12 protein-coding genes are annotated in these 13860 nt (G+C 56.1%); all 12 read right to left on the minus strand.

Annotated elements, in window-relative coordinates; genetic code table 11:
* Positions 1–72: 72 nt before the first annotated feature.
* A complete protein-coding gene (rlmB, locus tag CU081_RS01445) occupies positions 73–804 on the minus strand; it encodes a 23S rRNA (guanosine(2251)-2'-O)-methyltransferase RlmB (protein ID WP_003856001.1) in 732 nt (243 codons plus the stop codon).
* Between the two features lie 63 nt (positions 805–867).
* Positions 868–3309 carry a ribonuclease R gene (gene rnr, locus CU081_RS01450; protein ID WP_022650256.1) on the minus strand — a complete coding sequence of 814 codons (2442 nt, stop codon included), beginning with the start codon at positions 3307–3309 and terminating at the stop codon, positions 868–870.
* 38 nt (positions 3310–3347) lie between these two features.
* On the minus strand, positions 3348–3773 hold the full coding sequence (nsrR, locus tag CU081_RS01455; protein ID WP_003855998.1) for a nitric oxide-sensing transcriptional repressor NsrR: 426 nt from the start codon (positions 3771–3773) through the stop codon (positions 3348–3350).
* Between the two features lie 192 nt (positions 3774–3965).
* The gene (locus tag CU081_RS01460) at positions 3966–5264 is read right to left on the minus strand and encodes an adenylosuccinate synthase (RefSeq protein ID WP_032645929.1); all 1299 of its coding nucleotides are present in this window, start codon (positions 5262–5264) and stop codon (positions 3966–3968) included.
* Between the two features lie 104 nt (positions 5265–5368).
* On the minus strand, positions 5369–5566 hold the full coding sequence (locus CU081_RS01465; RefSeq protein WP_003855996.1) for a DUF2065 domain-containing protein: 198 nt from the start codon (positions 5564–5566) through the stop codon (positions 5369–5371).
* Between the two features lie 71 nt (positions 5567–5637).
* Entirely contained in the window at positions 5638–6642 is a 1005-nt protein-coding gene (gene hflC / locus CU081_RS01470) for a protease modulator HflC (RefSeq protein ID WP_003855994.1), read from the minus strand.
* 2 nt (positions 6643–6644) lie between these two features.
* Positions 6645–7904, minus strand: a complete 1260-nt coding sequence (gene hflK / locus CU081_RS01475; RefSeq protein WP_022650254.1) for an FtsH protease activity modulator HflK — start codon at positions 7902–7904, stop codon at positions 6645–6647.
* Positions 7905–7960: 56 nt separating this feature from the next.
* Entirely contained in the window at positions 7961–9241 is a 1281-nt protein-coding gene (hflX, locus tag CU081_RS01480; protein ID WP_003855991.1) for a ribosome rescue GTPase HflX, read from the minus strand.
* Positions 9242–9315: 74 nt separating this feature from the next.
* Positions 9316–9627, minus strand: a complete 312-nt coding sequence (gene hfq / locus CU081_RS01485; protein WP_003855990.1) for an RNA chaperone Hfq — start codon at positions 9625–9627, stop codon at positions 9316–9318.
* Positions 9628–9712: 85 nt separating this feature from the next.
* Complete coding sequence (gene miaA, locus CU081_RS01490) at positions 9713–10663, minus strand: tRNA (adenosine(37)-N6)-dimethylallyltransferase MiaA (protein WP_003855989.1); 951 nt, start codon at positions 10661–10663, stop codon at positions 9713–9715.
* Positions 10656–12500 carry a DNA mismatch repair endonuclease MutL gene (gene mutL, locus CU081_RS01495; RefSeq protein WP_022650252.1) on the minus strand — a complete coding sequence of 615 codons (1845 nt, stop codon included), beginning with the start codon at positions 12498–12500 and terminating at the stop codon, positions 10656–10658. Before mutL ends, miaA begins: the two co-directional genes overlap by 8 nt.
* A gap of 9 nt (positions 12501–12509) precedes the next feature.
* Positions 12510–13850: an N-acetylmuramoyl-L-alanine amidase AmiB gene (gene amiB / locus CU081_RS01500; RefSeq protein ID WP_003855985.1), complete on the minus strand. Its 1341-nt coding sequence runs from the start codon at positions 13848–13850 to the stop codon at positions 12510–12512.
* Positions 13851–13860: the final 10 nt, after the last annotated feature.

The following is a 13860-nucleotide window of genomic DNA, read 5'->3' on the forward strand; positions in this document are numbered from 1 at the left end:
TGCGCTTAGCGGGCCTACGTTACCATGCTTTTGTAGGCCGGGTAAGGCGAAGCCGCCACCCGGCACAACAGGCTACCCGCGCTGACGCACCGCTTCAAACAGGCAGATACCCGTCGCAACAGAAACGTTCAGGGACGACACGCTGCCTGCCATCGGGATGCTGATCAGCTCGTCGCAGTGCTCGCGCGTCAGACGACGCATGCCTTCACCTTCTGCCCCCATCACCAGCGCCATGCGGCCGGTCATTTTGCTCTGATACAGGGTGTGATCCGCTTCACCGGCTGTGCCGACGATCCAGATATTCTCTTCCTGCAACAGACGCATGGTGCGCGCCAGGTTAGTCACGCGGATCAGCGGAACGTTTTCCGCCGCGCCGCAGGCAACTTTTTTAGCGGTAGCGTTAAGCTGCGCGGAACGATCTCTTGGCACAATCACCGCATGCACGCCTGCTGCATCGGCGCTACGCAGGCACGCGCCCAGGTTATGCGGGTCGGTTACGCCATCAAGGATCAGGAAGAACGGGTTATCCAGCTCAGCGATCAGATCCGGCAGATCATTCTCCTGATACTGACGGCCTGGCTTCACGCGCGCGATAATGCCCTGGTGTACAGCTCCTTCGCTTTTCTCATCCAGATACTGGCGGTTCGCCAGTTGGATCACTACGCCCTGCGCTTCCAGCGCGTGGATCAGCGGCATCAGACGTTTATCTTCTCGCCCTTTCAGAATAAAAACTTCCTGAAAACGCTCCGGCGCGCGCTCCAGCAGGGCCTGCACCGCGTGGATGCCGTAAATCATTTCACTCATTGATGGTTCTCGTAATAAATATTTTCCCTCTCCCGTTGGGGAGAGGGTCAGGGTGAGGGGAAATTACTCCGCCTGCTGTTTCTTCGCCGCGCGCTTCGCTTTGGTCGCGGCCGCTATTTTTTGGGTCTTGGTCGACGGTTTTTTCGCTTTACGAGCGTCTTTTTTCGCCGCCTTGGGCTTCTGTTTCTTCTCGCCACGGAAAGCGCTGTCTGGCTCAAAGTTTACTCTTTTACCTGCCTGACGTCGCTTGCCGCCCGCTTTACCGTTGCCACCTTTTTTCGCTTTCTCACGCTCGGTTTTCCCGACGTTACGCGGAGCACGCTCGCTGGAGATGAGGCTGAAGTCGATTTTACGGTCGTCCATATTCACGGCTTCAACCTTCACTTCCACCCGATCGCCCAGACGGTAGGTCTGGCCGCCGGATTCGCCGATCAGACGTTGTCCGACCTGGTCGAAGCGGTAGTAATCGTTATCGAGGCTGGAAACGTGCACCAGACCGTCGATAAACAGCTCATCCAGACGCACGAAGAAGCCAAAGCCGGTGACGCTGGCAATCACGCCTTTAAAGATATTACCCACCTGATCCAGCATAAAGTCACACTTCAGCCAGTCCGCCACGTCGCGCGTTGCTTCATCCGCACGACGCTCGGTCATGGAACAGTGCTGGCCCAGTTGCAGCATCTCTTCCATGGAGTAGTGATACCCTCCGGTTTCGGTCGTATTGCCTTTATGACTCTGCTCGTGCGCCAGCAGATACTTGATCGCACGGTGCAGGGACAGATCCGGATAACGGCGGATCGGCGAGGTAAAGTGCGCGTACGACTGTAAGGCCAGACCAAAGTGGCCCCGGTTTTCCGGATCGTAAATCGCCTGCTTCATGGAGCGCAGCAGCATGGTTTGCAGCATTTCCGCGTCAGGACGATCGCTGATAGATTGCAGCAGCTCGGCGTAATCGCGTGGCTCAGGCTTATTACCGCCAGGCAGCTCCAGACCGAGTTCAGCCAGCACGGAGCGGAACGAGGTTACGGCTTCCGTGGTTGGCTTGTCGTGAATACGGAACAGCGCAGGCTCTTTGGCTTTCTCAACGAAACGTGCCGCCGAGATGTTCGCAAGGATCATACACTCTTCAATCAGCTTGTGCGCATCGTTACGCTGGGTCTGCTCGATACGCTCGATACGACGCTCAGCGTTAAAGATAAACTTCGCCTCTTCACTCTCAAACGAGATCCCACCGCGCTCTTCGCGCGCCTGATCCAGCGTTTTGTAGAGGTTGTGCAGCTCTTCGATGTGTTTGACCAGCGGCGCGTACTGTTCGCGCAGATCCTGATCGCCCTGCAACATATGCCAGACCTTGGTATAGGTCAGGCGCGCATGGGAACTCATCACTGCTTCGTAGAACTTATAGCCCGTCAGACGTCCCTTGCTGGAGATGGTCATTTCGCAGACCATACACAGGCGGTCCACCTGCGGGTTGAGGGAACACAGGCCGTTGGAGAGCACTTCTGGCAGCATCGGTACAACCTGCGACGGGAAGTAGACCGATGTACCGCGGCTGCGCGCTTCGTTATCCAGCGGCGTGTGTGGACGTACGTAGTAGCTCACATCCGCGATAGCCACCCACAGACGCCAGCCACCACCACGTTTTTTCTCACAGTACACGGCATCATCGAAGTCACGGGCGTCTTCACCATCAATGGTGACCAGCGGCAGATCGCGCAGATCCACGCGGCCTGCTTTGGACTCTTCCGGCACTTCTTCACGCAGGTTTTCGATCTGGTCTTCAACCGCTTTCGGCCAGACGTACGAAATTTCATGGGTGCGCAGCGCCATATCGACGGCCATGCCGGTGCCCATGTTATCGCCCAGCACTTCAACGATTTTACCCACCGCTTTTGTGCGACGAGTTGGGCGCTGGGTGAGTTCAACCACCACCACAAAGCCCATGCGTGCGCCCATTACCTCTTCAGGCGGGATGAGAATGTCGAAGCTCAGACGGCTGTCGTCCGGCACCACAAAGCCTACGCCCGCATCGGTAAAGTAACGGCCAACGATCTGGCTGGTTTTCGGCACCAGCACGCGGACCACGCGCGCTTCGCGGCGGCCTTTACGGTCTGCACCCAGCGGCTGCGCCAGGATCTGGTCGCCGTGAATACACATCTTCATCTGTTCGGATGAGAGGTACAGGTCGTCTTTACGGCCTTCCACGCGCAGGAAGCCGAAGCCATCGCGGTGACCAATAACGGTGCCTTTCAGCAGGTCGAGGCGTTCTGGCAGCGCGTAGCACTGGCGACGAGTAAAGACCAGCTGCCCGTCACGCTCCATGGCGCGCAGGCGGCGGCGAAGGGCTTCAATTTGCTCTTCACCTTCAATGTTTAATTCAACGGCAAGTTCTTCACGATTGGCGGGTTTTTCGCGTTTTGTTAAGTGTTCAATGATGAACTCGCGGCTGGGGATAGGATTCGCGTATTTTTCGGCTTCGCGTTCCTGGAAAGGATCTTGTGACATGTCGGTTCCTCCGTTGTCAGCTCCGGTGGAAATTTTCTTCATTCCACCAGCAATAATTTATAAAGCGGTTGATTCTCTTCAACCAAATCGGCCAGCGTGTAGTTATCCAGTTCCTTGAGAAAACTTTGCACGGCCTTTGAAAGCGCCTGCTTCAGGCGGCAAGCGGGCGTAATGTGGCAGAACGCGCTGCTACAGTTCACCAGAGAGAGCGGCTCCAGTTCACGTACCACATCGCCAATACGGATACTCTGTGCCGGTTTACCGAGACGGATCCCTCCATTCTTCCCGCGGACGGCAGCAACGTATCCGGCACGACTAAGTTGATTGATTATTTTGACCATATGATTACGGGACACACCGTACACCTCTGTGACTTCAGAGATGCTGGTCATCTTCCCATCGGGTAACGACGCCATGTAAATCAGCGCGCGTAAGCCGTAATCGGTGAAACTTGTTAACTGCACATCAACCTCAGGAAAAAGGGAAAACGCGGTTAAACCGCAGAGATATTCATTAATGATGATAAACCAGCCAGATAGTTAGCGGCTAATTTATTTGACAGACGGGGCGAAAAAGCGGAGATCCAGGAGCGGTCGCCGGATGGCGCTGCGCTTATCCGGCCTACGGGTTTCCCCGCAGGCCAGCAGTCACGAAGATTATGCGTCGAACGGGTCGCGCAGGATCATCGTTTCAGTACGATCCGGGCCGGTAGAAATAATATCGATCGGCACTTCGGTCAGTTCTTCAATGCGCTTGATGTAGTCCAGCGCGGCTTTTGGCAGGCCACTACGCTCTTTCACACCGAAGGTGGTCTCAGACCAGCCCGGCATGGTTTCGTAGATTGGCTCAATGCCTTCCCAGTCGTCAGCAGCCAGCGGAGTGGTGGTCACTTCGCGGCCATCTGGCATGCGGTAGCCAACGCAGATTTTCACTTCTTTCAGGCCGTCCAGTACGTCCAGCTTGGTCAGGCAGAAGCCAGACAGGGAGTTGATCTGCACTGCGCGACGTACGGCAACGGCGTCCAGCCAGCCGGTACGACGACGACGACCGGTGGTCGCGCCAAACTCGTTACCCTGCTTGCAGAGGAACTCGCCGGTTTCATCAAACAGTTCGGTCGGGAATGGACCCGCACCCACGCGTGTGGAGTACGCTTTGATGATGCCCAGAACGTAATCCACATAACGTGGACCCAGACCAGAGCCGGTCGCCACGCCACCCGCGGTGGTGTTAGAGGACGTAACGTACGGATAGGTACCGTGGTCGATGTCCAGCAGGGTACCCTGCGCACCTTCGAACATGACGAAATCGCCACGCTTGCGCGCCTGGTCCAGCAGATCGGACACATCAACAACCATACCGGTCAGAATGTCTGCAACCGCCATGACGTCATCCAGCACTTTCTGGTAGTCAACAGCGTCAGCTTTGTAGAAGTTCACCAGCTGGAAGTTGTGATATTCCATCACTTCTTTCAGTTTTTCAGCGAAGGTCGCTTTGTCGAAGAGGTCACCGACGCGCAGACCGCGACGAGCCACTTTATCTTCGTATGCCGGGCCGATGCCACGACCGGTAGTGCCGATCGCTTTCGCGCCACGCGCTTTTTCACGCGCCACGTCCAGCGCCACGTGATAGTCCAGGATCAGCGGGCAGGCTTCGGAGAGCAGCAGACGCTCACGAACAGGGATACCACGGTCTTCCAGACCTTTCATCTCTTTCATCAGCGCAGCAGGAGACAGCACAACGCCGTTACCGATGATGCTGGTGACGTTTTCGCGAAGAATGCCTGATGGAATAAGATGGAGGACGGTTTTTTCACCGTTGATTACGAGAGTATGGCCTGCGTTGTGACCGCCCTGGTAGCGTACAACATATTTAGCCCGTTCAGTCAGAAGATCAACAATCTTCCCTTTACCTTCGTCACCCCATTGGGTGCCCAGTACGACGACGTTGTTACCCATTTTTTTCAAAATCACCGTTTGCTTAAAAATGGATTCTACCATCGCTTTTTCAGATATACAGCACTTTTTGACCCTAAAATATGCCAATTGCGGTTAGTTTTTGATCAGCCAATCGTTTTCCTCAACATGTAGTAGATAACGATACCAGCAACCACAAGACCACCGCCAAAACGACGCAAAATATTATCCGGCAGTTGGCTCATGGTGGCGATCATCCGGCGCCATGCGCGCGGATAAAGCATCGGGCCGAGGCCTTCCAGCACCAAAACCAGGGCCAGCGCGAGCCAGATCGTTGAATTCATTTTTGTTCCTTATAAAAGAAAACCACCGCTCCGTGAAGAGCGGTGGTTTGAATACTCAAACGAGCCTGAGTTTATCGCGTTGCGTTGGTCGGCGTCTTCATATAACGGAAGAAATCGCTGTCCGGGCTGAGCACCATCACATCCTGGTTGCTCTTGAAGCTATTCTCGTAAGCGCGCAGGCTACGAATGAAGGCATAGAAGTCCGGATCCTGGCTGAATGCATCAGCAAACAGTTTCGCGGCTTCGGCATCACCTTCACCGCGCAGGATACGACCCTGGCGCTCAGATTCCGCCAGCGTCTTGGTGACTTCATAGTCCGCTGCCGCGCGCAGTTTTTCCGCTTCTTCCTGACCCTGTGAACGGTGACGACGGGCTACCGCTTCACGCTCGGCGCGCATACGGTTGTAGATCGCCTCGGACACTTCCGCTGGCAGGTTGATCTGCTTGATGCGCACATCAACCACTTCGATGCCCAGCGCCGCCATACTGTTCGGGTTGATCACCGGCACTTTACCGTTGGTTTCAGCCTGAACACGTTCAGCCGCTTTGGCAATCGCATCGTCTGCCGCCGGGGTTTCAACTTCATCCTCGGTGCCCGCAGAGCCGGAGTTCAGCGCATCACGCACTTCCAGCGTCAGACGACCACGGGAGTCGGTCACAATGTCTTTCACATCCAGACGACCAATTTCAGAACGCAGACGGTCAGAGAACTTACGTTTCAGCAGCACTTCTGCCTGAGAAACGTCGCCACCCCCGGTTGCCAGGAAGTAGCGGCTGAAATCGCTGATGCGCCATTTGATATAGGAATCAACGATCAGGTCTTTCTTCTCTTTGGTCACGAAACGATCGGCCTGGTTATCCATGGTCTGGATACGCGCATCGAGCGTTTTCACTGACTGAATGAACGGGATCTTAAAGTGCAGACCCGGCTCATAAATCACCGGACGCTTGTCGCCGTCACGCACGACGCTGCTGAACTGGAACTTGATCCCACGCTCGCCCTCTTTCACCACAAAGATGGAGGTGTAGAGCACGACCAGTACAATGATGATGATCGCAATAACTGACTTACGCATCCTTATTCCCCCTGACGCTGGTAGTCGTTACGCTGCGCGTTGGCACGGCGTTGGTCCATAATGTCACCATCGTTCGAAGAAGGCGTTGTGTTCGCGCTGGCGCTGCCAGAGGAGGCCGGTGGCAGACGCAGCAGGTTGTTCGCACCGCTGTTGTCTTTTGCTGTCGGTGCAGAACCGCCTTTCAGCATCTGATCCAGCGGCAGGACCATCAGGTTTCCGCCTTTGTTGTCGTTAACCAGCACTTTACGCGTATGGCTCAGCACTTTTTCCATGGTCTCGATATAGAGACGCTCACGGGTAATTTCCGGCGCGGCTTTATATTCCGGCAGGATCTTCGCGAAGCGAGCCACTTCACCCTGTGCTTCCAGGATGGTCTGGGTCTTATACGCACGCGCTTCTTCCAGAATACGCTGCGCCTGACCGTTTGCACGCGGCTGAACTTCGTTGGTGTACGCTTCCGCTTCACGGATGTACTGCTGTTCGTTTTCACGCGCGGCAATCGCATCGTCAAAGGCGGCTTTCACCTCTTCCGGCGGACGTGCAGCCTGGAAGTTGACGTCCAGCAGGGTGATACCCATGTTGTACGGACGGATGGTCTCTTCCAGCTCACGCTGGGTATCGCTACGAATAACGGTACGACCTTCGGTCAGGATACGGTCCATGGTGTATTTACCGATCACGCCACGCAGGGCGCTGTCGGTCGCCTGACGCAGGCTGTCATCGGCGCTGGTCACGCTAAACAGATAACGTTCCGGATCGGTCACGCGGTACTGTACGTTCATCTCAACGCGCACCACGTTCTCGTCAGAGGTCAACATCACGCCAGAGGCGGCCAGTTCACGGACGGACTCCACGTTAACCGCGGTCACGTCATCAATGAAGGTCGGCTTCCAGTTCAGGCCCGGTTCAACCAGATGGCTGAACTTACCGAAACGGGTGACCACGCCGCGTTCTGCTTCTTTAATGGTGTAGAACCCGCTGGCTGCCCAGATGATTACTACCGCAGCGGCGACAATGCCCACCACGCGGCCACCCATTGGCGGGCGCGGACTCTGAGTGGAATTGCCACCCGAGCCAGAACCTTTTCCTCCGCCAAGGCCACCAAGCTTTTTGCTCAGTTTGCGGAAGATATCATCCAGATCCGGCGGCCCCTGCTCGCGACCACCTTTGTTGCCATTTCCCCCAGAGTTGCCGCCTTGATTATTGCTGCTTCCCCACGGGTCGCGGTCTTGTCCGTTATTACCGGGCTGATTCCACGCCATGTATATGCTCCATATTTGTTATGCAAGGGCGAATTTTTCAGGCTTCCCCTTTCTGATCAGACGATATAGTCCGCCAGCGCAGGTTCTTGTTTACAGAGGCGACGCCAGTCAACGATCGGCATACGCACCTGCATCCCCACGCTGCCGTCATCCTCCATCCACTCTTTTTCTATCGCCTGAAGCTGATAAAACCGGCTGCGCAGCCTGCCTTCCTGTGGCGGCAGTCGCAGCGTGTGCTGAGCTACCTCACCGGAAAGACGTTCTGTCAAAGCCTGGAAAAGCAGTGGCACACCAATCCCGGCCTGAGCAGACAGCCAGACCCGAATCGGTTTGTTCTCTTCGTCTCGGTCAATACGCGGTTCAAAATCGTCCAGCATATCGATCTTGTTCATCACCAACAGGGTGGGAATTTCGTGGGCGTCGATCTCTTCGAGCACCACGTTCACCGCGTCGATGTTCTCCTGCACGCGTACGTCAGCCGCATCAATCACATGCAGTAGCAGGGTCGCCTGACGCGTCTCCTGCAACGTCGCTTTAAACGCCGCGACCAGATCGTGCGGCAGATGGCGAATAAACCCTACGGTATCCGCCAGCACCGTTTCACCGACGTCTGCGACGTCAATACGGCGCAGGGTTGGGTCCAGGGTCGCAAACAGCTGGTCTGCGGCATAAACCTGGGCCTCGGTTATCTGGTTAAACAGGGTGGATTTACCGGCGTTGGTATAGCCCACCAGCGACACCGTTGGGATGTCAGCTTTCGTTCGCGCCCGACGCCCCTGTTCGCGCTGTTTCTCTACACGTTCCAGACGTGAAAGGATCTGGGTTATACGCCCACGCAGCAAACGGCGGTCGGTTTCGAGCTGGGTTTCACCCGGGCCGCGCAAACCAATCCCGCCTTTTTGTCTTTCAAGGTGTGTCCAGCCACGCACCAGACGCGTCGCCAGATGGCGCAACTGCGCCAGCTCAACCTGCAACTTACCCTCGTGGGTACGCGCACGCTGAGCAAAAATATCTAAGATCAACCCCGTGCGATCGATAACACGGCATTCGCAGAGAGCTTCCAGGTTACGTTCCTGAGCCGGAGACAGCGCATGATCAAACAGCACAACAGATGCGCCGGTTGCTTTTACGGCATCCGCAATTTCTACTGCTTTACCTTCACCTACAAAATACTTCGGGTGCGGCGCTTTACGGCTACCGGTAATCACCTGCATTGCTTCGACACCGGCGGAAGAGACCAGAGATTCAAACTCCTGGAGGTCTTCCATATCTTTGTCTTGCGAAAAATAGATGTGTACCAGCACCGCCTGCTCACCGGCGTCATAACGGTCAAACAAGCGTAAACCTCTCTAAAAAGATCAGCGGGGAACGCAGGATCCCTGGCTCCCCGTGTGGAAAACAGCCCAAAACTTTATTCGGTTTCTTCGCTGTCCTGCGCTGGTGTTGAAGAACCCTGCGCGTTGCTGCCATGATGGTAGTTACTGCCAGTGCCGCCTCCAGCGTTATTGCTGTGATGAGATACCGGACGGGACGGAACAACAGTAGAAATCGCGTGCTTATAGACCATCTGGCTGACCGTGTTTTTCAACAGGATCACGAACTGATCGAAAGACTCAATCTGACCTTGCAGCTTAATACCATTCACCAAATAAATAGAAACTGGAACACGCTCCCGACGCAATGCGTTCAGGAACGGATCTTGTAAAGATTGCCCCTTAGCCATTCTATCTTTTCCTTATATGCTTGTTTTGTACTTAGAACCTTGCGATTCTGAAAAATTGCGCACGATACGGCTTAATTGTACACATTCAGTCAGCGATATCACCAATAACCTCAATCACTTCGTTTAACGCCTGTTGTGGTTTTTCACTGTCTAACCAGTGAACCCCCTTCCAACCGCGTAACCAGGTGATCTGGCGCTTCGCTAACTGTCTCGTGGCGCAAACACCTCGATAAACCATTTCATCGTATGAAATCTCGCCTTCAAGATACGACCACATCTGGCGGTACCCCACACAACGAATGGAAGGCATGTCCGTATGCAAATCTCCACGGGCAAAAAGCGCCCGCACTTCTGCTTCAAAATCTGAAGCCAACATCTGATGAAAACGCTGCTCAATTCGTTGATGGAGCAGTTCACGGCTCGCCGGGGCGATGGCGAACTGATGCACCTGATACGGCAGAGCGTCTCCTGACGTTTGCGTCAGTTCCGTTAAAGTTTTACCCGAAATGAAAAAAACTTCCAGTGCCCGGGAAAGCCTTTGCGGATCGTTTGGGTGGATCCGCGCTGCGGCAACCGGGTCAATCTCTTCCAGTTGCCTGTGCAAAACGTCCCACCCCTGCTCTGCCGCCTGCCGCTCAATCTTCGCTCTCACTTCCGGATCGGCCGATGGCAGAGGCGATAACCCCTCCAGCAGCGCCTTAAAGTAGAGCATCGTGCCGCCAACTAACAGCGGTATGCGTCCCGCGGCGGTAATCTCGGCCATCTCGGCTAAGGCGTCGCGGCGAAAATCTGCCGCGGAGTAAGCCTGTGCCGGGTCGAGAATATCCAGTAAACGGTGCGGTGCCGCACGCAGTTCGTCTGCGTTGGGCTTCGCCGTGCCGATGTCCATCCCTCGGTAGATGAGGGCTGAATCAACGCTAATCAACTCTACTGGCAAAACTTTACGTAACTCAATGGCTAACGCCGTTTTGCCGGAGGCCGTTGGCCCCATTAGAAAAATCGCCTTTGGCAGGCTCGCCTTACTTACATCAGTCATGTTTCAGGGCGGTCATCGCCGTTTGTAAATCAACAGGTTGTAACAAACCACCTGGAGGCGCTTTCACCAGCTGTGGACAGAGGCGCTCCACCTCCGCCAGAACGGTAATCGCCTGCGCCATACTCCACGGTGCATGCTCGCTGGCCAGATGGCGGGCGATCCACTGCGCGGTATCGGCGGCATCAAACGTCGTTTGCTGCGCCAGGTAGCCTATCAGTTCAGGAATCAAGTTTTGTAAATTTTGTTGGCGTAAGGGTAAAGGCACTGCGCGAATTGTCACATGCTGCGCGTCCAGTACGATTTCAATCCCCATTTCGGCCAGTTGCGTCTGCACGCGCCGCAAAACCCCTGTTTCTTCAGGGGATATTTTCAGGCGAACGGGGATCAACAGCGGCTGCGCGCAGGCGGCATTCACCCCCGGGGTTAACTGCGCCTGTTTGAGCCAGCGCTCCGCCACGGAAAGCGCCAGCAACAGCAGTTTACCTTCGCGTTCAAGCAACGCCATGTCGGGAGCAATAATGGTCAATACCCGACCAAAACTCTGGCTATGCCCATCCAGAGAGGGGGTTGAAACCGTGATGTGCTCTTTATGCTCCACCGCCGGCGTATCCAGCAGTTTGCGGTACAGCGCCCCCTGCTGTTTGTGGTAGCCCGGCTGAGCGTTGGGATAGTTGGCACCGGTTGGTCGCGGCGCGTTGCCCGCCGGGGATAAACGTGGAGCAGCCGGCTCGCGCGCGACCGCCGGTTCGGCAAAATGGTTACGCCCGGCCGCCACGCGGTTTTCCGGCAGTGGGCGCGGCGCGGGCTCTTCTTTTGCCAGCGGCAACTCTGGCTCTGCCTGCTGCTGCAATACAGCGGCAACGCCCTGGTAGATGAAATCATGCACCAGGCGCGACTGGTGGAAACGCACCTCGTGCTTGGCGGGGTGCACGTTAACGTCAACCTGGTGCGGGTCGATCTCCAGATAAAGCACAAAGGCGGGCTGTTGATCGGCGCCGAGCTTATCTTCGCAGGCCTGTCGAATAGCGTGGTTAATCAGGCGGTCGCGCATCATGCGGCCGTTGACGTAGCAATACTGAATTTCTGCGAACGCGGCGCTGCTGGCGTTCGGATCGGCAACCCAGCCACGCAGGGCCAGATCGCCATGCTGCCACTCAATGGCCAGCGCCTTTTCCAGAAACGGTGTGCCGCAGATGGCGCCCAACCGACGCTCCTTTTGTCCACCCTCCGCCACCGCGCGATACTGGCGCATCACCTTACCGTTATGGCTGAGGTTGAGGGTGACATCAAAGCGCGCCAGCGCGATGCGGCGGATGATCTCGTCGATATGTCCGAATTCGGTCTTCTCGGTTCGCATAAACTTGCGCCGGGCGGGCGTGTTATAGAAGAGATCCAGCACTTCAAGCGTGGTGCCTACCGGGTGCGCCGCAGGTTTAACCGTGACGTCCATATCGCGCCCTTCGGCGTAGGCCTGCCAGGCTTCCTGCTGGTCGGCCGTGCGGGAGGTCAACGTTAAGCGGGAAACGGAGCTGATACTGGCCAGCGCTTCGCCGCGAAAACCCAGGCTTATAATCGCTTCCAGATCGTCAAGTGAGGCAATTTTACTGGTGGCATGACGCGCCAGCGCCAGCGCCAGTTCGTCCTTTTTGATGCCACAGCCGTTATCACGAATGCGAATAAGCTTTGCGCCCCCGCGTTCGATATCGATATCAATGCGGGTCGCCCCTGCATCGAGGCTGTTTTCCACCAGTTCCTTCACCACCGACGCAGGGCGTTCCACCACCTCACCGGCGGCGATTTGGTTCGCGAGCTGCGGCGGTAGAACCTGAATCGGCATGAACTCTCCTTAATTAGTCGCGGTCATTTCACCCGGCAGCGCGGCGCTTGCCGTCTGGGCTGCCCCGCCCTGCGGCGCAGACTGAAGCGGATGCGCGTCAAAGTATTTACGCAGACCGTTATAAATCGCTTCGGCAATTTGCTGCTGATAGCTGTCGCTTCCCAGTAAACGCTCTTCACCATGGTTACTGATAAAGCCCGTCTCTACCAGAATCGACGGGATATCCGGCGAACGCAGGACACCAAGGCTTGCATGCTCCGGGCGACGCTTATGCAGCGATCCAATGCTTTGCAGCTGGCTCAGTACGTTAGTGGCGACATCATACCCGACGCGCTGAGAATGACCGAACTGTAAATCCAGTACCGCCTGGCTGAGATACGGATCGGCCTGGCTGTTTGCCAGCACATCGCCTGCCCCGCCTAACAGTTCAGATTGCTTCTCGTGCTCTTCAAGCCAGTTCGCCATTTCACTGTTGGCTCGACGGTTCGACAGCACCCATACCGACGCGCCGGTGGCGTTACGGTTCGGCGCAGCATCCGCGTGAATCGACACCAGGAAGTTGGCGTTTTGCTTACGCGCCACATCCGAGCGTCCCATCACTGAAATAAAGTAATCTCCGTCGCGGGTCATCACCCCTTTAAACATCGGATCGTCATTCAGAAGCGCACGCAGCTTACGGGCAATGGCGATAGTGACGTTTTTCTCCCGCGTGCCGCCCGGGCCAATCGCGCCAGGATCTTGCCCGCCGTGTCCGGCGTCGATGGCGATAATCACTTTGTCGCCACTGACCGGTGTTCGCCGCGCGCTGACCGCCGGACGCGTCACCGTGTTGCTGCTGGTCACGGCGGTAAGTCGGTCATTTTGTGATTTAAACGGATTACGGGCTGGCTCAGACGGCCTTGGGGTATAAACCGGCGCTTCCACGCGTTTTGCTACAACAGGTGCAGGCGGTGGAGGCGGCGGAACATCAGCATTAATGGTAAAGACCACCGTATAATTGGCGCCGTTTTGCTGCTTAACCGCCTTCGTTTTGCCCTTTTCGGTGAGATCGACCACCAGACGCAGAGACTGCGTATCCTTCGGCGTTCCCGAACGGATGCTTTTCACCAGATTGTTGCCGCTGAACTGGAGCGGCAGCCCCTGGATCACCCCGGTCTGTTTAATATCGAGCGCCACGCTGCGGCTGTCGATTTGTGAGAAAGCATATTCAGGATCGCCCATAAAGCTGAACGTAATGCGGGCCTGGCTATCGCCATTCGACACCTGAATATCCGAGAGGCTGGCCGCCCCGACCTGCGCGCACAGCAGGACCGTGGCAGCCAGCACCCAACCTTTAACGCGATTAATCATCCCGTTATCC

The organism is Enterobacter sp. CRENT-193 (genome assembly GCF_002787395.1).
GTDB lineage: Bacteria > Pseudomonadota > Gammaproteobacteria > Enterobacterales > Enterobacteriaceae > Enterobacter > Enterobacter hormaechei_C.

Bases quoted from the DNA above. Each gene is read 5' to 3' on its own strand.
- rlmB (WP_003856001.1), bottom strand. From the start codon at position 804: ATGAGTGAAATGATTTACGGCATCCACGCGGTGCAGGCCCTGCTGGAG.
- hflC (WP_003855994.1), bottom strand. From the start codon at position 6,642: ATGCGTAAGTCAGTTATTGCGATCATCATCATTGTACTGGTCGTGCTC.
- amiB (WP_003855985.1), bottom strand. From the start codon at position 13,850: ATGATTAATCGCGTTAAAGGTTGGGTGCTGGCTGCCACGGTCCTGCTG.
- mutL (WP_022650252.1), bottom strand. From the start codon at position 12,500: ATGCCGATTCAGGTTCTACCGCCGCAGCTCGCGAACCAAATCGCCGCC.
- CU081_RS01460 (WP_032645929.1), bottom strand. From the start codon at position 5,264: ATGGGTAACAACGTCGTCGTACTGGGCACCCAATGGGGTGACGAAGGT.
- rnr (WP_022650256.1), bottom strand. From the start codon at position 3,309: ATGTCACAAGATCCTTTCCAGGAACGCGAAGCCGAAAAATACGCGAAT.
- hfq (WP_003855990.1), bottom strand. From the start codon at position 9,627: ATGGCTAAGGGGCAATCTTTACAAGATCCGTTCCTGAACGCATTGCGT.
- CU081_RS01465 (WP_003855996.1), bottom strand. From the start codon at position 5,566: ATGAATTCAACGATCTGGCTCGCGCTGGCCCTGGTTTTGGTGCTGGAA.
- miaA (WP_003855989.1), bottom strand. From the start codon at position 10,663: ATGACTGATGTAAGTAAGGCGAGCCTGCCAAAGGCGATTTTTCTAATG.
- hflK (WP_022650254.1), bottom strand. From the start codon at position 7,904: ATGGCGTGGAATCAGCCCGGTAATAACGGACAAGACCGCGACCCGTGG.